Source organism: Halomonas sp. MCCC 1A13316, assembly GCF_014931605.1.
GTDB lineage: Bacteria > Pseudomonadota > Gammaproteobacteria > Pseudomonadales > Halomonadaceae > Halomonas.
On sequence record NZ_CP053382.1, the window covers coordinates 1,173,759 to 1,192,046 of the forward strand.

Below are 18,288 nucleotides of genomic sequence, written 5' to 3' on the forward strand. Positions count from 1 at the left end.
TCTTATTTTGTTAAAGAGTTATGGTGAAAATATGCGCGTCTTTGCCAATCCAGTGGGTCCCGGTTCGCTCTGGTTCGATAACCTCGCTACCGCCGACGGTATCCCCGTGGCTTACGATCCGCAGGCGCGGGCCTTCTTGCCCATGCCTCCTTTCTGCGTCAACCGGGAGGTCATCGGCTGCAACTGGATCGCTCCAGAGCAGGGGGCTTTCTGTCGCTCCTGTGCCATGACGGAGCTGGCCCCCGATCCCTCGATTCCCGGTGCGATCCCGAACTGGGCGAAGACCGAGGCTGCCAAGCGCTGGGTCCTCGACAATCTCGGCCGCTGGCACTGGTTCCGGCCGGAGGATCCCGGCGCACGCCCCGTTTTTCACCTACTCGCCGAAGGGCTGACACCCGTGCTCATGGGCCATGTTGCCGGTAAGGTAACCATCAGCGTGGCCGAGGCGGACCCGGTGTTGAGCACAACCCGACGCCAGGCCCTGGACGAACCCTACCGCACCATGATCGGCCACATGCGTCATGAAATCTCGCATATGCTCTGGTGGCGGCTCAGCCTTCGCGATGATTTCCTCGATGCCTTCCGTGCCGAGTTCGGTGATGAACGTACGGATTACCCTGCTGCGCTCCAGCAACATTACCGGGATGGTCCGCCACCTGACTGGAGGCAGCGCTTCCTGACGACCTACGCCTCGGCGCATCCACACGAGGATTGGGCCGAGACCGCGGCGCACCTTCTGCACCTGACCGATATCACGGACAGCTTCGTAGCGGCGGGCCTATCTACCCCGGAGCTGCCGAACCCGGGCTGGGATCCCTATTCGGAACCTGATGCCATGCGCCTGATCCATGTCGCGGCCTCCCTCGCGGTCGGAGTCAACCACGTCAATCGATCCATGGGGCTTTCCGATCTCTACCCCTTCGTGCTGTCGGGTGCCGCACTCCGCAAGCTCTCCTTCGTGCATGATTGGCTGCGCCGAGGTGCACAGGGGCTTTGAAGCGGTGCATGGCAGGAGGAGAGCGAGTCAGCTTATTGTCCAATCACTGTTAGCTTACCCTCAGGTGGTCATTTAATCCTTGTTTGTCTGCCAGCAGTGAGCCTCGGGAGAATAGTGCAATTCCAGCGGCTGGCTCTCGCTGAACGGATACGTTTCGTTGCAGAACATGATTCGCTTCGGTTCGCCCCAGCCTTCGGGTGCCACCAGGGTCAGGCGATCGTGGTTCACGTCGAGCTCGAGCCAGTGACCGCGGAAACGTAGCCGCATATGCAAGCCCGGCAGCGCTTCGGGAAGGCAGGGGTTTAGGCGCAACATGCCATCGCGAACCTCGAGCCCGGTGTGGCCTCGCTGGATCAGGTCCACGCTGCCAGCCATGGCGCCCAGGTGGATGCCTTCCTGTGTCGTGCCCCCCTGACTGTCTCCGATATCGCTCTCCAGCACTTGCTGGAACAAGTCCCACGCCTGACGGCGGTCCGAGCGTGCCAGCACCCAGGCGGTCACGACCCGGCTCAGGGTGGAGCCGTGCGAGGTACGCTGCTGGTAGTAGCTGATGGTGGACTGGATCAGTTCGGGGGGGAAGGCATAACCGAGCTGGGAGAAGATATCGCTCAGTTCCTCGGCCGAGAACAGGTAGAACAGCATCAGCACGTCGGCCTGCTTCGATGCCTTGTAGCGGTTGACGGAATCTCCCTCCGCCTCGAGCAACCGGTCGAGACGGTGAATATCACCATAGCGCTCGCGGTAGCCGGCCCAGTCGAACTCCTGCAGGGCCTCGTATCCCTCGAACTGGCTGGGTATGCCATCCGCATGGAACGGCACGTACAGGTTTTGGCTGAGCGTAATCCACTCGCTGATTTCCTCGTTCTCGAGGCCGAGAATATCGCTCAGCTCACCTCGACGCCGCTCGCCGATGAGGTCGTAGACGTGTGCCGCACGAGCCAGTACCCAGGCGGCCATGACATTGGTATAGGTGTTGTTGTCGAGTCCCGGCGTCTGCGCGTCCGGGTAGCGGTCGTGAAACTCGTCGGGTCCCATCACGCCACGTATGTCGTAGCGTTTGCGCTGCGGATTCCAGGTGGCTGCGCTTCGCCAGAATCGAGCGATCTCGAATAGCATCTCGGCGCCGAAGTAGGAAAGGAACTCGCAATCCTCGGTAACCTCGTGGTACCGCCATATGTTGTAAGCGATCGCGGCATTGACGTGGCGCTGCAAGGAACTGTCGTCGGGCACCCAACGCCCCGACTTGGGATTGAGATGCACCTGCTGGCTCTCTTCCCGTCCATCACTGCCGCTCTGCCATGGGTACATGGCGCCTTGATAGCCTGCCTTACGTGCCAAGTGGCGTGCTTCCTCAAGGCGCCGGTAGCGATAGCGCAGCAGTGCGCGCGTAATCTCGGGTATGCGATAGTTCAGGAAGGGAAAGATGAACAGCTCATCCCAAAAGATATGCCCCCGGTAGGCCTCGCCGTGAAGCCCGCGGGCCGGTACTCCGGCGTCAAGGTCGACGATGTGCGGCGAAACCGTTTGCAGCAGATGAAAGATGTGCAGGCGAAGGATCATCTGGGCGCGTCCACCTCCATCGAGCTTCACATCGCAGCGCTGCCAGAGATGCTTCCAGAAATGCTGATGGCTCGACAGCAGATCGTCGAATGCCCCCGCCCTGGACACCGACTGGCAAGCGGCGAGGCCGGGTTCGGCAATGGCTCGATCCCGTGATGCATGCATCGCCACGACTTTCTCTATGACGGCCTCGTCGCCTGGTGCAAGGTCGAGGGCCAGCTCATGGGCGATGTAGCCGGGCTCCTGGGATGTTTGGCGTTTATTCTCCCATGTCTGGCCGTTCACGCGCAGGCGTGTACGTGCCGCTTGGGCGATATACATCCGGGAGTGACAGGTTTCGACTTGCAGACGAACCGTGTCGTCGCAGGGAACATCCGTCGACAACGGCACCAGATGAGTGCTTGCCAATTGACGGTATCGCTCGACGCCAGCATTGATGACACGACCGTCCAGGGCCGAGCGAACCAAGACACGGCCTGACCAGTTCTCAGGGAGCAGGCGCCACTCGATAGCCCCGATGTGGGGGTGGGCCATATGCACCAGACGTCGCGTCAGCAGCCGAGTCTCCCGTCCCTGATGGTCGCGAAAGAAGAGCTGGCGCTTGAGTACACCCGCCTCGAGGTCAAGAGTCTGCCGGTAGTCGAGCAGATCGACTGCCATCAGGTTGAACCAGTCGCCGCCATCGGGTCGAAACGTCAGGCATAGCCAGTTGGGCAGGTTCACCAGGTCCTCGTTTTCGATCACGCGGCCGGCGATCTCGGTCGTAAGCCGATTGTAGCCGCCGGCGAGATAGGTGCCCGGGTAATGGATTTCGCCCGCTTCCGTTTCCTCTGCGGCAGCTCGGGTCGCAAAGTAGCCGTTGCCCAGCGTGCACAGCGCTTCACGCAGCCCTTCCTGGGTGGGATCGAAGTGAAGGTAGTCGAGTGTCCAGTCGTTCATGAGTGGGTTTCCAGCATATCGGCCAGACGCTCGAGGAAGCGCCCGACGCAAACGGTGTCGCTCAAACGATGGCTAGCGGCGGTGACCTGGGAAGCGTCACCCACAAAGAGGCCGAGACCACCAATCTCACGCATCGCCGCGAAGGCATCCTCGTCGGTCTCGTCGTCGCCGAGGTAGATCGGCATGACATCAGCCTGCGATAGGTCGAGGGCCTCGAGCAGCCAGAAAACGGCCTTGCCCTTGTCCCAAGGTAGCCGTGGGCGCAGCTCGAAGACCTTCTTGCCGCCGGTGCGTCGCAGCTGGGGAAGCCCCTCCGCCACCGACTCGACGGTTGTCAGGACGCGATCCACGTCACTCTCGGCAACCAGCCGGTAATGGATGGCGATAGCAAAGCGCTTGCGCTCGACGAGCACGCCGCGGATTCCGGCCAGGCGCTGCTGCAGTTGGGTTTCTGCGGTGGCCAGGTGCGGCAGGAATTCGGCCGCTCGCTCATACTGCATGTGGAGTCCACCGGGACCGGTGATGTCGAATCCATGGCTTCCGGCATACACCAGGCTACCGATACCCACTAGCTCGGCAACGTTGGCGCGATCGCGACCGCTGACGATAGCGACGCTACAGCGCTGGCCCAGGCGCTTGAGGATGAGGCGCATGGCCTCGTCGAGTATGGCGAGCTCGGGCCGGGCGACGATAGGCGTCAAGGTGCCGTCATAGTCTAAGAATATCGCAGGAAGCCTGTGTCCCAGGCGCTCGGCAATGCCATCGAAGCCAGCCAGTGCATCGGGTAATGGAGCCCCTTGTGCCGCTTCGGACGGCAGCAACTCGATCAGGTCGTCGATGACGATATCTGCGCCATGTGCCAGCAAATCCTCGCGCTGCCCGGCACGGTCGACCCCGACCACCAGACCGAAGCCCGCTCTGCTGGCGGCCTCCACCCCCGACAGGGCATCTTCCACGGCAAAGGCCCGTTCTGGCGGTATGGCGAGTAGGCTGGCGGCGTGACTGAAGATGTCGGGGTGCGGCTTGCCGTTCAATCCCAGCCGCTCCGAATCGATTCCGTCGACCACGGCATCGAACAGATGGTGCGCTCCCACCCCGGTGAGTACGACACGGGCATTCTTGCTCGAGGAGACCACGGCTGTCTTGAGACCGGCAGCACGAATCGACTCGATGAACGCGATCGAGGAGGCGAAGACCTCGACGCCTTGGGAGGCCAGCAGCTGTTCGAAAAATCGCTGCTTGCGATTACCCAGACCGCATACGGTTTCCCGGTCCGCACTATCCTGCGGGGTGCCGAATGGCAAGTGAATCATGCGCGACTCAAGGAAGCTGCGTACCCCCTCGTAGCGTGGCTTGCCATCGATATAGCGCCGGTAATCCTCGTTGGGGTCGAACGCCGCAAACGATACCCTGTCTTGTTCGACCCGCTCTGCGCGATAGGCATCGAAGAGCCGCTGCCAGGCAAGGCAATGCAGGCGGGCGCTATCGGTCACGACCCCATCCAGGTCGAACACCCCCGCACGATAGCAAGTTAACGTCAGGTTGGGCTTTGAATGTAACTGTTTCATCGAAGTCACCTGGCCGTGTTCGTTTCCATTCCCTGCTCCCTAAGTGTAGTGGGGCAGGGCGGCCACGTTTCCGTCGACTGTCATCTAGGCTGAGGGCATACACTTCTTTCAAGGCGAAAGGGAGGCCTATGCGAAAAGGCAAGGAAGTAAGGAGCCAGGAAACGCGCAGCAAGGGGATCTGGCTGGTCTGGATCGTGGTGGCCTTGTGCTACGCGGTGCCGTATACGCTGCTCGGCGACGTGCCGCGCTGGTACGGCAGCTTCCTGTTCTGGGCGTTGGCGGGGCTGGTCGTGATCGTGCTGAACGTCTTCCTCACCCGCGACTTCAAGGACCGGTGACATGACCGTTTCCCTCGTGTGGTGGGCCATCGCAGGCTATCTGGCGATCGCCATCGTCATTGCCTTTCTGTCGCGTCAGGGCAAGAGCCAGGACATGTCGGGCTACTTCCTCGGCAATCGGCAGATGAACGGCTTCGTCTCGGCGCTCAGCTACAGTGCGACCACCTACAGCGCCTTCATGATGGTGGGGCTGGCGGGGCTGACCTACGCCGGTGGCGTGGGGGCGCTGGGCTTCGAGATCGTCTACTTTGCCGGGGTCTCGCTGGTGGCGGTGTTCGGGCCGCGCTTCTGGGCCGTGGGCAAGGCCTTCGGCTTCGTCACCCCCAGCGAGATGCTGGGCCGGCGCTACGACAGCCGGGCGGTGGCGATTGTGGTGGCGCTCTCCAACTGCCTGTTCCTGATTCCCTACGCGGCGGTGCAGCTTGCCGGCATCGGCTACCTGCTGCAGGGCACCACCCAGGGCGCGGTGCCCTTCACCGCCGGGGTGCTGCTGGCCACGGCGCTGGCGCTATTTTTCTCCTATATCGCCGGCATCCGTTCGGTGATGTGGACCGACTCGCTGCAGGCGATCATGATGATCGTGGCGTCCACGCTGGTGACCTTCCTGGTCATTCAGGGGCTAGGCGGCTTTCAGGTACTGTTCGATACGCTGGCGGCGGAGCGCCCCGAGATGCTGGTGGTGCCGGGGGAGGGGCTGTTCACCTTCACCACCTTCCTGGGCCTGACCATTCCGTGGTTCTTCTTCAGCCTTTCCAACCCTCAGGTCAGCCAGCGCCTGTTCATGCCGGCGTCGCTCTCGGCGATGCGCCAGATGCTGCTCGGCTTCCTGGTCTTCGGCTTCATCTACACCCTGGTCTCGGTGCTGTGGGGACTCTCCGCCGTGGTCGCCTTTCCGGGGCTCGACAACGCAGACCTGGCCACGCCATCGCTGCTGACCTCCGGTCACGTGCCGCCCCTGCTGGGCGTGATCGTAATGATCGGCATCCTGGCGGCGGCGGTCTCGACCATCGACTCGATCATGCTGACGCTCTCCTCGATGGTGGCCCGCGACGTCTACGGCAATCTCAAGCCGGGCAGCAGCGAGGCGCGCCAGCTCACCGTCGGCAAGTGGGTCATCCCGGTCATTGCGCTGCTGGCGCTGGGCTTCGCCGAACTGCAGCTGAGCCTGATCGCGGTGCTCTCGGTGGCCGCGTCGGCCGGGCTCGTGGCCGTGGTGCCGGCCATCATCGGGGCCTTCTATTGGCGCCAGGGCACCGCCACCGGCGTGCTGGTAAGCGTTATCGTTGCCAGCGCCTTCGTGCTGTTCGTCTACGCCATCGGCAACAGCTTCCTGGGGCTGCCGGCAGGAGTGTGGGGTATCGTCGTCGCGAGCCTGACCTTCGTCGGCGTCAGCTTGGCGAGCCGGCCTGCGCATGCCGCGGCGGACGAATTCCTGGCCGCCGTACCGCAGAGCCCCGGGCGGACGCTGCGGGTGGTGGAGAAGGGCGGCGAGCGCTAGCCTGAACGGAAATACGCAAGCTATTTTTCACGCAAACGGAAGACGACATGGGCGAGACCTACCGCGAAGGGCCGATTATCCGGTCGTTGCTGGATACCGACTGGTACAAGCTGACCATGATGCAGGGGGTCCATCACCAGTACCCCAATGCCAGCGTGACCTGGGAGTTCCGCTGTCGCGATGCCGAGCCGCTGGAGCGCTACATTCCCGAGATTCGCGAGCAGATCGACCGGCTCGCCACGCTGCAGCTGTCCCGCGAGGAGTCGGACTACCTGGCGAGCTTCGCCTACATGTCGCCCGACTTCATCCGCTTCCTGGAGCTGTTCCGCTTCCGGCCGGAGTACGTCCGGGTCGGCATGCAGGGCAGCGAGCTGTGCATCGTCATCGACGGGCCGTGGTCGCACAGCATCTTGTTCGAGATCGTGATACTCGCCATCATCAGCGAGGTGCGCAATCGCACTCTCTATCCCGAAGTCGAGATCGACCAGGCCGTGGCCCAGCTGCGCCGCAAGCTCGATAGCCTGCGCGAGGCCTACACGCCCGAACAGCTTGCCGGCTTCAACCTGGCCGATTTCGGCACGCGCCGGCGCCTCTCCCAACCGGTGCAGGAGGCGATCGTCGAGGTGATGGAGGCGGAGTTCCCGGGCAACTTCGTCGGCACAAGCAACGTCGACATCGCGCGGCGTCACGATATCAGCCCGATGGGCACTATGGCTCACGAATGGGTCATGGCGCACCAGCAACTGGGCAGTCGCCTGGTGGACAGCCAGCGGGCCGCGCTGGAGGCCTGGGTGCAGGAGTATCGCGGCTACCTGGGCATCGCCTTGACCGACACGGTCACTCTCGATGCCTTTCTGCGCGACTTCGACCTCTACTTCGCCAAGCTATTCGATGGGCTGCGCCACGACAGCGGCGACCCGCTGTGGTTTGCCGAGAAGTGCATTCGCCACTACGAGTCATTGGCCATCGACCCGATGACCAAGACGCTGATCTTCAGTGACAGCCTGACCTTCGACAAGGCCATGCACATCAAGACGGCACTGGAGGGACGCATCCGCACCAGCTTCGGCATCGGCACCAACCTGACCTGCGACGTGCCGGGCGTGAAGCCGATGAATATCGTGATCAAGATGGTCTCGTGCAATGGCCAGCCGGTGGCCAAGATCTCCGATTCGCCGGGCAAGACCATGTCGCGCGACGAGAGTTACGTGAGCTACCTCAAGCACGTCTTCGGCCTGGAGGCGTAGTGCTCGCGCTCAACCTCGCTGGGTAAAGGAAGTTGCCTAGTCGAAAGATCGGGCAGGCCGAGAGCCGGCCTGCCGCGAGGATAAGAAAGCGCTTAGCTCGCCTTCCTGTTGATGTCCTGCTTGGCCATCTTGCTCAGTTTGTCATCGGTGGCCTTCTCCTCCTTGAGCGTTTCGGCCAGGATCTCCTTGGCCTTGGTGTGCCCCAACTGCTCGGCTAGTTCGCACAGCGTGCCGTAGGTGGCGATCTCGAAGTGCTCCACTTTCTGAGCCGCGGCGATCAGGCCGGCATCACGCAGAGGACCCTTCTCGGTGGCATCGATCAGCTCTTCCCCTTCCTGAATCAGACTTTCCATGGCATGGCTCTTGAGGCGTTTGACGCGGATGTCGGGGATGGAGTCGGCAGCTTGTTCGATGCGCTCTAACTGGCCCTGGGTTTCCTCGAGGTGATGCTGAAAAGCCTCGACCAGCTTCGGGTCATCGGCGGCACGGGCCATCTTGGGCAGTGCACGGGTGATCTGCTTCTCGGCGCTGTTGGTCTCGGAGAGCAGGCGTACGAAAAGTTCCTGGGGGCTATCGATCTTCATGTGTCCTCCTTTTCGCTTGGTAAAGCATTCCTTTGTCTGGCTTCTACAACGTAGCAATGCTACGGCTTTTATACGGTATTCATCGGTTGCTTTATGTGACTCAGCACTTGCGAAGTAAGCGATGCCGATCTCAAGCGCTGTCGTCCTCGAGCGGCGCGAGGCGTATCAGCTTGCCGTTCGCTTCGTCGGTGAGGACGTAGACCAACCCATCCGGCCCCAGCTCGACGTCGCGAATGCGAGCGCCAAGTGGGATACGCTCTTCATTGGTGACCGCTTCGCCGTCCAGGGTGATGCGCACCAAGCCCTGCTCCGAGAGCCCGCCGATCAACATGCTGCCTTGCCACTCCGGCAGGGTGTCGCCGGTATAGAAGGCCATGCCGGAAGGCGAGATGACCGGTGTCCACTGCTTCACCGAATCCGCGTAGCCGTCGTCATCGCTGGGGTCGGGGATGTCCTCGCCGTCATAGTGTTTGCCCCAGCTCACCTCAGGCCAACCATAGTTGCGTCCCGCCTCGGGCCGATTGAGCTCGTCGCCGCCCAGCGGGCCGAACTCGGCGATCCACAGCTCGCCCGTCTCGGGATGGAGGGCGGCGCTCTCGATATTGCGGTGGCCGTAGGACCAGATCTCGTCGCGGGCCTCTGCGTCATCGAGGAAGGGGTTACCGTCGGCCGGCGTGCCGTCATCGTTGAGGCGCACGACGGTGCCCAGGTGGTTGGACAAATCCTGGGCCGGGTCGAACTGGAAGCGTTCGGCCAGGGTGAGGAAAAGCGTACCATCGTCGGCAAAGACGATGCGGCCGCCGAAGTGGTTCTTGTGCTCGACCCTCGGCTCCATGCGGAAGACGACTTCGAAGTCCTCGAGCCGGTTGTCGTTGAGTCGAGCCCGGCCCAGCGCCGTGGTCGCGCCTCCGTCGCCGGGCTCCGAGAAGGAGAGATAGACCTGCTGGTTGGATTCGAAATCGGGGTGCAGGGCGACATCCAGCAGCCCGCCCTGGCCTTGGTTGAACACCTCGGGTACGCCCTCGAGCGGGTCGGAGAGCTTTTCCTCTTGCGAGAGGAGCCGCAGGCGCCCCTCGCGCTCGGTGATCAGCAGTTGGCCGTTGGGCAGAAACGCCATGCCCCATGGATGCACGAGCCCATCCACAACGGTTTCGAGACCCAGGGCGCCGGCCTCGGTCTGAACGGACTCCTTCGGTTGCGCTAAAACGTGTGGAGACAGGGAAAAGGCAACGGCAGCCAAGCCGAGTGCAGCGGCCGGAATGGTTCGCATCGTGAGAGTTCCTCCTTGAAGGGCATTGTCTTCAAGGTAAACGTTCGGCCCCGTCTGACAAGCGCAGCGAAGCGCGGGCCGGGCCCGGCAACATCGCCCACGCGTTAGCGCAGCCTCGGTGGGGCAACTATAACTGTGGGCAGGAGCCTGATTTGCCGACGGAAGGAGTCGTTATGGAAGCGATATGGAAGCTGGGCAGCCGCGGTGTGGCCGAACATCCTCACCTGACCGAAGAGATCGAGGTGGACGTCGCCATCATCGGTGCCGGGATCACCGGACTCACCGCGGCGCTGGCGCTGGCCGAAGCGGGGCAGCGGGTCATGGTGTTGGAGGCTGCTACGGTGGGGGGCGGCGTGACAGGCGGTTCCACAGGCAATCTCTACGCCATGCTGGCCTCGGGACAGGCGCCTCTGCGCCGCAAGTGGGGCGACGAGGTGGCAGCCAGCGTGGTTCGGGCCAGGACCGAAGCCGTCGACCATATCGAGGCGACGATCGAGCGCCTTGGCATCGAGTGCCAGTTCAAGCGTCAGCCGGCCTATCGCCTGTCGACAGAGGACCGGCAGCATGCCCGGCACGACCTGAACGAGGAACTCGATGCCCTGATCAGCGCCGGCCTCGATGCCGAAATGATCGAGGACGCCGGATTACCCTTCGATAGCTGGGGCATTCGTATCGCCTACCAGGCACAGTTCAACCCGCTGCACTACGTCGAAGGCTTAGCCGGTCGCCTGCAGAGCGAGGGCGTGGTGATCGTGCAGCACTGCCCGGTGCGCGAGGTCGATCCGGATAGCGGCATCGTCAGAACCGACGAGGCCAGCGTCGCCGCGAAGCATATCGTGCAAGCCACCCATACACCCAAAGGCATCAACCTGGTCCAGGCGGGCATGCTGGTAACCCGGGAGTATGCCGTCAGCGCCAAGCTGAGGAGCGGCGAGTATCCCGAAGGCATCTTTTGGGTGCTTGATCCCTTTCACTCGCTGCGCAGTTACCGCCACGGCGACCAGCGCTACCTGATGGTAATCGGCGAGAAGCATCCACTCGGACACCACCAGATCGAAGCCTACCGCAACCTGCGCGAATACCTCGAAACTCACTTCGATGTGGAAAGCTTCGCCTTTCAATGGTCTGCCCAGCAATACAGCTCGCCCGACGGGCTGCCTTACATTGGCCGCATGCATGGCCACGACAACCTTTACATGGCGACCGGCTTCGCCGCCGACGGCCTGATATGGGGCACCCTCGCCGGCAGGATCATCGCCGACCAGATACTCGAGCGCGACAATCCCTGGCATGCCCACTTCGGGGCGCGGCGTATCACGCCGGGTAAATCAGCGCTGCAGTACGTCAAGGAGAATGTCACCGTCACCAAGCACATGGTCAAGGACTACCTGGGTATCGAGAAACTCGACACCTTCGACGACATCGAGCCGGGGCAGGGTCGGGTGGCTACCGTGGATGGCGAGAAGCTCGCCATCCATCGCACCGAAACCGGTGAACTCAAGACCCTGTCCGCAGTGTGCCCGCACATGAAGTGCATCGTGCACTGGAACCCCAGCGAATCGACATGGGATTGTCCCTGCCATGGCAGCCGCTTCGATACCGACGGCGAGGTGATCGAAGGCCCTGCCTACCATCCCCTAGCGCCGCCTGAGGAGCGCCAATAGGGTCAGCTGCAGAGCGTTAGCGAGCCGCTCGAAATCCGCCGCTGCTTGCCTAACGCTCCCGGGCGGGAGGGAAACCCACCTCGAAGCCGCGAGCGTCGAGATGACGGATATCGCTTGGGCGTCCTGCGTCGTCGAAATCGACCAAACCGATGCCGCTGCCGTTCCACAGCCGTTCACCCGCCTTGGCACGGTCGGGGTCGCGCGGATGTATCGCCAGCCGCCGGCGCTTGGTGAACCAGTTGAGCGGCGAGCGCGGCGAGTAGAGCCAGCGATTGAGTCGGTCGAACCAGTCGAGCAGGGTATCGGGAAAGGCGTTCTTGATGCCGCTTGAAGTGATCTGCCAGAGCCGCGGACCTTCTTTCCGTTGCCGCAGCTGAATGTCGTAGGCGAAGGAGTAGTGCACGTCGCCGGAGAGAATGACGTAGTTACCCGGCGTGCGTGAATGACGAAAGATATTGAGCATGACGCTCGCGGCGCCACGATGGGCCATCCAGTTCTCGGCATCCACCATCAGCGGCTTGCCGGCCAGGACGAAGAGACGCTGCACGGCCTCGATGAGCTTGACGCCGAACATGGGGGCGGGAGAGACGATGATCGCCGAAGGGGCGTCGATCATGGCCTCCTGAAGCTCGATCAGCGCCTCCCAGTCCATCAGGCCCGAGGGGCGGGTCGGGTGGCGTTCGCTGCGCCAGCGCCGCGTGCGGGTATCCAGTACCAGCAGCGGAGGCGGGCCCGGAATATGGAATTCCCAGCCTTGAAAGTGCCGCAGTCGCCGCAGCAGGTCGTCCTGCTCCTCGGCAAGGAGCCATCCCTCCCGCTGCCGGGCCTGCTCCATCAACTCCGCGCCGCGTGCGGTGAGTTCGGCCAGGCGGTCGGGGTCGTTGCCCCAGCCCTGGCAGAACAGATAGGCGAGCATGGCATTGCCGATGATGCGTCGTGAAAAGGGGTGGCCGTAGGCGAGATGTTCCCAGTCGGCGGTGAGATTCCAGTCGTCGGTCACGTCGTGATCGTCGAAGATCATCAGCGTGGGCAGGTGGGCAAGTAGCCGAGCGCCGGCGGGCAGGCCCTCCACGAATCGCTCGATGATGCCCCGCTCGGCCTGGAAGCGCTGGTGGTTCTCGCCGTCGAGAGGGGGAGGGTTCGTCTCGACCAGGCGCCAAGGCACGGGCGACCATGCCAGCAGGTACATGGCCATGACCTCGGCGAAGGTGATCAAGTGGTTGTGCGCGTTGGCCGTGGTGAATACCGGCTTGCGCACGCCGCCGAAGAAACGCTCGCGCAGGGCGGTGCCGCTCTCGGTGTCCGGCAGCAGCGCCGCACGCTGATAGTAGGTGTTTTCGTCGCCATAGAGCGCCTGGCTGTCGGGTGCCGTGGCGCCCTCCAGCGTTTCGTCGAACAGCCCCAGCCGTGCGATCAGCGCATGAATGGCCACAAGCATGGGGCCGGCCACGTCATCGGCATAGATCTGGTCGCCGGTCATCAGCAGCCAGGCCGGCCACTCCTGCGGTTTCCGGCGCCGTTCGGCGAGCCAGGTGTCGGCGCACACCAGGCCGTCGGGTCCGTCGTGATGCGGCTTGCGGCAGGAACCGTGCAGCAGGCGGTGGTGGCGCTCACCCAGCACGAAGCTCGGGTAGCTCGTGCCTTCATGCAGCAGGTGCGGCGCCCAGTCTGCGATGCCGCATTCACCGGCTTCGCCGAGTACCTTCAGGTCGTAGTCGATCAGCGTGCCGGTGGGCAGCGGGGTGCCCAGGGAAACGTCGATCAAGTGCAGCCAGGCATGACGCCCCACCGGGATACGCTGCAGCCGCTCCTCGCCCAGCAGCAAACGCCGCGGTGGGTGGCCCCCGGGGTGCAGCATGAGAGAGAGCTCGAGAGGACGAGAGCCCACCAGCCACAGGACCAGGCGTTCGGTCGTCAAGCGGCGCAGCAGCGGACCGGCCAGCACGTCGGGCAAGGGCGGGGCATCATGACTCATCAAGGTCTCCTGTGTGGCGGCCGGGCTTCGCCGTCGCTGGCGAATGACACACCAAGTGAGTAGGCTTGGCTACGTTTCGTTCATTCTTTTCGATGGAGGCACTGCCGTGTTCGTGATGATCGTTGGCCTCATACTCTTTCTTGGCACGCACTCGATTCGTATCTTTGCCGACGATTGGCGCCGCGAGCAAATGAGTCGTATGGGAGAGAAGCGCTGGAAGGCGCTGTTCTCGGTACTCTCCATCGTCGGGCTGGCGCTGGCGATCTGGGGCTTCGGGCGCATGCGGCTCGACCCCATCTGGGTGTGGTCGCCGCCGGTAGGGCTGCGCCATCTGGTGTCGCTGCTGATGATTCCGGCCCTCATTCTGCTGGTGGCGGCCTATGTCCCCCATAACCACATCAAGGCCAAGCTGGGCCATCCCATGGTGCTGGCGGTCAAGGTGTGGGCCTTTGCTCACCTGCTGGCCAATGGGCGACTTGGCGACATCGTCTTCTTCGGGGCCTTCTTGCTCTGGGCAGTGCTCGACTTCCGCTCTGCCCGGCGTCGCCAGCCCGCCCCGGCCGTGACGCCACGCGCCTCAGGCACCATCGTTACGCTCGTGGTGGGCTTGATCGCCTACTACCTGTTCGCTTTCCATCTGCACGTGTGGATCACCGGCGTGCCGGTGATGTAGCGGCGGGGGCTGGCGCCCGGCAGCATTGACCTGGGTCAAGGCGCTGCCGGCGATATTGGCCGAACCTGATGGCATCTGCCGGCTACCGGCATCACGCCATGAGGAAACGCCATGCCAGCCATGATGAAGGCCGCGATATTCGTCGAGCCGGGCCGCATCGAGATCGACGACAAGCCCATCCCGGACATCGGCCCCAACGACGCCCTGGTTCGCGTTACGACCACCACCATCTGCGGCACCGATGTACACATCCTCAAGGGCGAATACCCGGTCGAGAAGGGGCTGACGATCGGCCACGAGCCGGTCGGCGTGATCGAGAAGCTGGGCACCAACGTCAGGGGCTATCAGGAGGGGCAGCGGGTCATCGCCGGTGCCATCTGTCCCAGCTTTACCTCCTATGCCTGTCAGGACGGCTGCAGCGCCCAGGATGGCGGCCACCATGCTCACGGCTACAAGCCGATGGGCGGCTGGCGCTTCGGTAACACCATCGACGGCGCCCAGGCCGAATACCTGCTTGTACCCGACGCCCAGGCCAACCTGGCCCCGGTGCCCGATGGCCTGACCGACGAGCAGGTACTGATGTGCCCCGACATCATGTCGACCGGTTTTGCCGGCGCCGAGTCGGCGGGCATCAGGATCGGCGACAGCGTGGCGGTGTTTGCCCAGGGCCCGATCGGCCTGTGTGCCACGGCCGGGGCCAGGCTGCGCGGCGCCGGTCTGATCATCGCCGTGGATGGCGTCGACGAGCGCCTGGCCATGGCCCGGCAGATGGGCGCCGACATCACCCTCGACTTCCGCAAGGTCGACGTGGTCGAGGAGATCCTGCGCCTGACCGGTGGGCGTGGCGTAGACGCTTCCATCGAAGCGCTGGGGTTGCAGTCCACCTTCGAAGCGGCGCTGCGGGTGGTCAAACCGGGTGGCACCCTGTCGAGCCTGGGCGTCTACTCCGGCGATCTCACCATTCCGCTCGGTGCATTCTGCGCCGGCCTCGGCGATCACAAGATCGTCACGTCGCTGTGCCCAGGCGGCAAGGAGCGCATGCGCCGCCTGATGCAGGTGATCGAGACCGGACGGCTGGATCTCGGCCCCATGGTGACCCACCGCTATGCGCTGGAGGAAATCGTCGAGGCGTACGAGCTCTTCTCGCATCAGCGCGATGGCGTGCTGAAGGTGGCGATCCAGGCAAGCTGAGGCGTGACGTCAGGCAGTGCCGGGGCGGTAGCTCGTCCCACTCTGGCATGGCTTGAGTTCAGCCAGGCAGTAGCTGTCTTTCTCCGCCGTTTTCACCCGGTACATCGCCATGTCGGCGCGGTGAATGATGTCGTTGACGCTCATGTCAGGGTAGGGAAACAGGCATACGCCAATGCTGGCCCTAAGGGCAAATGGCGCCGGTACGCCGGCCAGCGGCAGCCTGAGGTTCTCCAGCAGCTTGCTCGCCAGGCGATGGATGTCTTGTTCGGAATCCAGGTCGCGGGCCAGCACGAAGAACTCATCCCCGCCGATTCTCGCCACCGTATCAGTCTTGCGCACGCTGTCCGTCAGGCGCTGTGCGACCTGTTCGAGCAGGTTGTCTCCCATCCGGTGGCCGAGGCGGTCGTTTATCTGCTTGAAGCCGTCCAGATCGATGAAAAGTCCGCCCTGTAACATCTGATTGCGCTGGCAGGCGACAAGAGCCTGCTCAAGGCGATCGTAGAGAAGCTCGCGGTTGGGGAGTCCCGTCAATGGATCATGCAGCGACCGCTCCCGGTGGAAGCGTCGCTCCTCCTCGAGCTCCTTCTCACGCAGGAAGAGTTGCCGCCCTTGTCGCTCTACCAGATAGCCTGTGGTGCCGCCGATGAGGTTGGCCGAGACGATGAAGACGTTATGGCTGAAGAGAATGTGCGCCGGATAGTCGAGCAGAACACCGAAGACCAGGTTGTAAGTCGCCAGCAGCAGGGCATCGATGCCCAGGGCATAGGGAAAGCGTAACCCGATGAAGTTGTAGGTGTAGAAGGTCAACATCACCATGGCGGGATAGTAGTAGGGCGTATTCTCGAGTGGCACTTGTGACTGGATGGCGATCAGGCCAAACCCGGCCGCCACGCAGACGGCCAGCAGCCACCACTGTGCCAGGCGCTGGAAGGCCGCGGTAAAACTGACGACCAGCAGCAGACTTGGCACCATCAGGGCGGTGAGACGAGACTGCCAGACATCCCACCTGGCCTCCGGCGGGACATGCCAGATATCCAGCAGGCCGCACAGAAGATAGACGAGCATGCCTACCAGAATCGCCGCGCGCCCCTGGATCAGGGTTCGGGAAAAGGTTTCACGCCGATAGGCATGTTCCAGTTGCGGGTCGCAGAAACGTAGACTGAAACGCCTCAGCGGTGGGCTTGCGCCCTGCGTAATGGCCGACATGGGGCTTCGTGGTACCTCGGCGTGTCAGGTCGTAGGAAAGGCAGGTTCGCAGCGTTCTGGCCTGCTCCCTGACTGCACGCTTTTTTTCGTTAGATCTCGGCAGGCTATCAGCAAGGGTATGCTTCAGCCAGCCGTGATATTCGCCATGCTCGCTACGGCGCAGTTCAGTACCTTCATGATTCAGCCAGGTTGATCCGCGCCCGTGACCGGGCGCCTGGAAGGTATGCAGCGTTGAAAGTGCTTACGGATTTTTCCTGAGAGGCTGCTACTCTTTGTTACACGAGCATTGAACGGTCATTCAATGTTCATCCCATCGTCATGGAGTCGCGCGATAAGGGTCGGGGGCAGTTCCCACTGACCCTGTCACCCTGTGCAAGACCCTCATGGAGAACCCGTCATGTCGTTCACACGTCGCCGTTTCCTCAAAGGCACCCTGGCTGCCGGCGCTGCTGCCACCGTGCCGTCGTTCTATATCAACAAGGTATTGGCCCAGGAGCAGACCCTGCGTATTTACGCTTGGGCGGGCTATTTCTCCGACGAGATGCTGGCTGACTTCACTGAGAAGACTGGCATCCGCGCGACCTTCACTCCCTACGGCACCAACGACGAGCTGATGAACTCGCTGCGGGCCACCGACGGCACCGGCTTCGACGTGATCATGCCCACCGTGGACCGGGTGCCGGGTTACCTGGACTACGACCTGGTACAGCCGTTGGACGAATCGCGCATCAACTGGGCCGGCGCGCTCGACAGCGCCATCGAGGGCTCCGAAGTGGGCGGCGTGGTCGATGGCAAGCGCTTCTTTGCGCCCAGCGATTGGGGCACCGAGGCGATCACCTGGAACCGCCGCGACGCCAAGATCGACCGTGCCAACCTCAGCTATGCCGAACTGTGGAACCCCGAACACGGCCAGGGCGTGACCGTGCGTGGCCACTCGGCACTGGTAGGCATCGGGCTGTGGCTGGAGCGCGAGGGCAGGCTGCCGCACCCGCTGCTCGATTCCTACCGCAGTGAGGAGGCCATGCGCGCCAACTTCGACGTCATCCTCGAAGAGGCGGTCAAGCACAAGCAGATGTTGGTGCAGTTCTGGGATACCGAGAACGACGCCCAGGCGGCCTTCCGCACCAACGGCGCCATCATCGGCCAGACCTGGGACTCCACCGCCTTCCGCCTGCAGCAGGAAGGCGAGGACATCGCCTACGGCGCGCCGAAGGAGGGAGCGCTGGCATGGATGGAAGGCTTCGTGATTCCCAAGAATGCCCAGAACCCGGATGCCGTCTACGAGCTGATCAACTGGTACTACACGCCGGAGGCGGGCGCGCAGTTCGTCAAGGCGACCGGCTACAACTCGACCTCCAAGGGTGCCACCGAACTGCTGCCCGACGAGACGCGGCAATTCTTCACCGATTCCTATACCGAGCAGGACCTCGCCAATCTTTGGTGGTGGCCGATCCAGGAGCCGTGGTACGTGGCGCTGCGCAATGAGTACCAGGATCGCTACCTGAGCGCTTAGGAAGGAAAGTGGCTGCGCTCGGCCATACGTCGTTAAAAATCAGCTCAAGATGCTCTTTTACTACA

General features: G+C 63.0%; 14 protein-coding genes. 8 read left to right on the forward strand and 6 right to left on the reverse strand.

Going from position 1 to position 18,288, the window contains the following annotated elements; all coding sequences use genetic code 11:
- Nucleotides 1–31: 31 nt before the first annotated feature.
- Complete coding sequence (locus tag HNO52_RS05540) at nt 32–997, forward strand: zinc-binding metallopeptidase family protein (protein WP_197568191.1); 966 nt, start codon at nt 32–34, stop codon at nt 995–997.
- A gap of 72 nt (nt 998–1,069) precedes the next feature.
- Here HNO52_RS05540 and HNO52_RS05545 read toward each other — a convergent pair whose 3' ends face one another.
- Entirely contained in the window at nt 1,070–3,496 is a 2,427-nt protein-coding gene (locus HNO52_RS05545; RefSeq protein WP_197568192.1) for a glycoside hydrolase family 65 protein, read from the reverse strand.
- A complete protein-coding gene (gene otsB, locus HNO52_RS05550) occupies nt 3,493–5,064 on the reverse strand; it encodes a trehalose-phosphatase (protein ID WP_197568193.1) in 1,572 nt (523 codons plus the stop codon). Before otsB ends, HNO52_RS05545 begins: the two co-directional genes overlap by 4 nt.
- Before the next feature lie 128 nt (nt 5,065–5,192).
- Between otsB and HNO52_RS05555 the strand changes: the two genes are divergently transcribed.
- From HNO52_RS05555 to pncB, 3 genes are read left to right on the forward strand one after another with little or no spacing between them, the layout of a single operon-like run.
- Nucleotides 5,193–5,402 (forward strand): hypothetical protein, encoded by a 210-nt coding sequence (locus HNO52_RS05555; protein WP_197568194.1) that lies wholly within the window; start codon nt 5,193–5,195, stop codon nt 5,400–5,402.
- 1 nt (nt 5,403) lies between these two features.
- Nucleotides 5,404–6,900, forward strand: coding sequence for a sodium:solute symporter family protein (locus tag HNO52_RS05560; RefSeq protein WP_197568195.1), 1,497 nt, complete (start codon nt 5,404–5,406; stop codon nt 6,898–6,900).
- A gap of 47 nt (nt 6,901–6,947) precedes the next feature.
- Entirely contained in the window at nt 6,948–8,147 is a 1,200-nt protein-coding gene (gene pncB / locus HNO52_RS05565; protein WP_197568196.1) for a nicotinate phosphoribosyltransferase, read from the forward strand.
- Between the two features lie 92 nt (nt 8,148–8,239).
- Here the strand turns inward: pncB and HNO52_RS05570 are convergent, their stop codons facing one another.
- Together HNO52_RS05570 and HNO52_RS05575 are read right to left on the reverse strand one after the other, a co-directional pair.
- A complete protein-coding gene (locus HNO52_RS05570) occupies nt 8,240–8,731 on the reverse strand; it encodes a YciE/YciF ferroxidase family protein (protein ID WP_197568197.1) in 492 nt (163 codons plus the stop codon).
- Between the two features lie 130 nt (nt 8,732–8,861).
- A complete protein-coding gene (locus HNO52_RS05575; RefSeq protein WP_197568198.1) occupies nt 8,862–10,001 on the reverse strand; it encodes a PQQ-dependent sugar dehydrogenase in 1,140 nt (379 codons plus the stop codon).
- 173 nt (nt 10,002–10,174) lie between these two features.
- Between HNO52_RS05575 and HNO52_RS05580 the strand changes: the two genes are divergently transcribed.
- Nucleotides 10,175–11,665, forward strand: coding sequence for an FAD-dependent oxidoreductase (locus HNO52_RS05580; RefSeq protein WP_197568199.1), 1,491 nt, complete (start codon nt 10,175–10,177; stop codon nt 11,663–11,665).
- A 49-nt stretch (nt 11,666–11,714) separates the two neighbouring features.
- Here the strand turns inward: HNO52_RS05580 and HNO52_RS05585 are convergent, their stop codons facing one another.
- Nucleotides 11,715–13,640, reverse strand: a complete 1,926-nt coding sequence (locus HNO52_RS05585; RefSeq protein ID WP_197568200.1) for a metallophosphoesterase family protein — start codon at nt 13,638–13,640, stop codon at nt 11,715–11,717.
- A 115-nt stretch (nt 13,641–13,755) separates the two neighbouring features.
- Here HNO52_RS05585 and HNO52_RS05590 point away from each other — a divergent pair, with 115 nt between their 5' ends.
- Nucleotides 13,756–14,313 (forward strand): NnrU family protein, encoded by a 558-nt coding sequence (locus HNO52_RS05590; RefSeq protein WP_232090754.1) that lies wholly within the window; start codon nt 13,756–13,758, stop codon nt 14,311–14,313.
- A gap of 111 nt (nt 14,314–14,424) precedes the next feature.
- Nucleotides 14,425–15,504, forward strand: coding sequence for an NAD(P)-dependent alcohol dehydrogenase (locus HNO52_RS05595; RefSeq protein WP_197568202.1), 1,080 nt, complete (start codon nt 14,425–14,427; stop codon nt 15,502–15,504).
- Between the two features lie 9 nt (nt 15,505–15,513).
- Here HNO52_RS05595 and HNO52_RS05600 read toward each other — a convergent pair whose 3' ends face one another.
- Nucleotides 15,514–16,710: a GGDEF domain-containing protein gene (locus tag HNO52_RS05600; protein WP_197568203.1), complete on the reverse strand. Its 1,197-nt coding sequence runs from the start codon at nt 16,708–16,710 to the stop codon at nt 15,514–15,516.
- Between the two features lie 397 nt (nt 16,711–17,107).
- Here HNO52_RS05600 and HNO52_RS05605 point away from each other — a divergent pair, with 397 nt between their 5' ends.
- Nucleotides 17,108–18,223 (forward strand): extracellular solute-binding protein, encoded by a 1,116-nt coding sequence (locus tag HNO52_RS05605; RefSeq protein WP_197568204.1) that lies wholly within the window; start codon nt 17,108–17,110, stop codon nt 18,221–18,223.
- Nucleotides 18,224–18,288 lie beyond the last annotated feature (65 nt).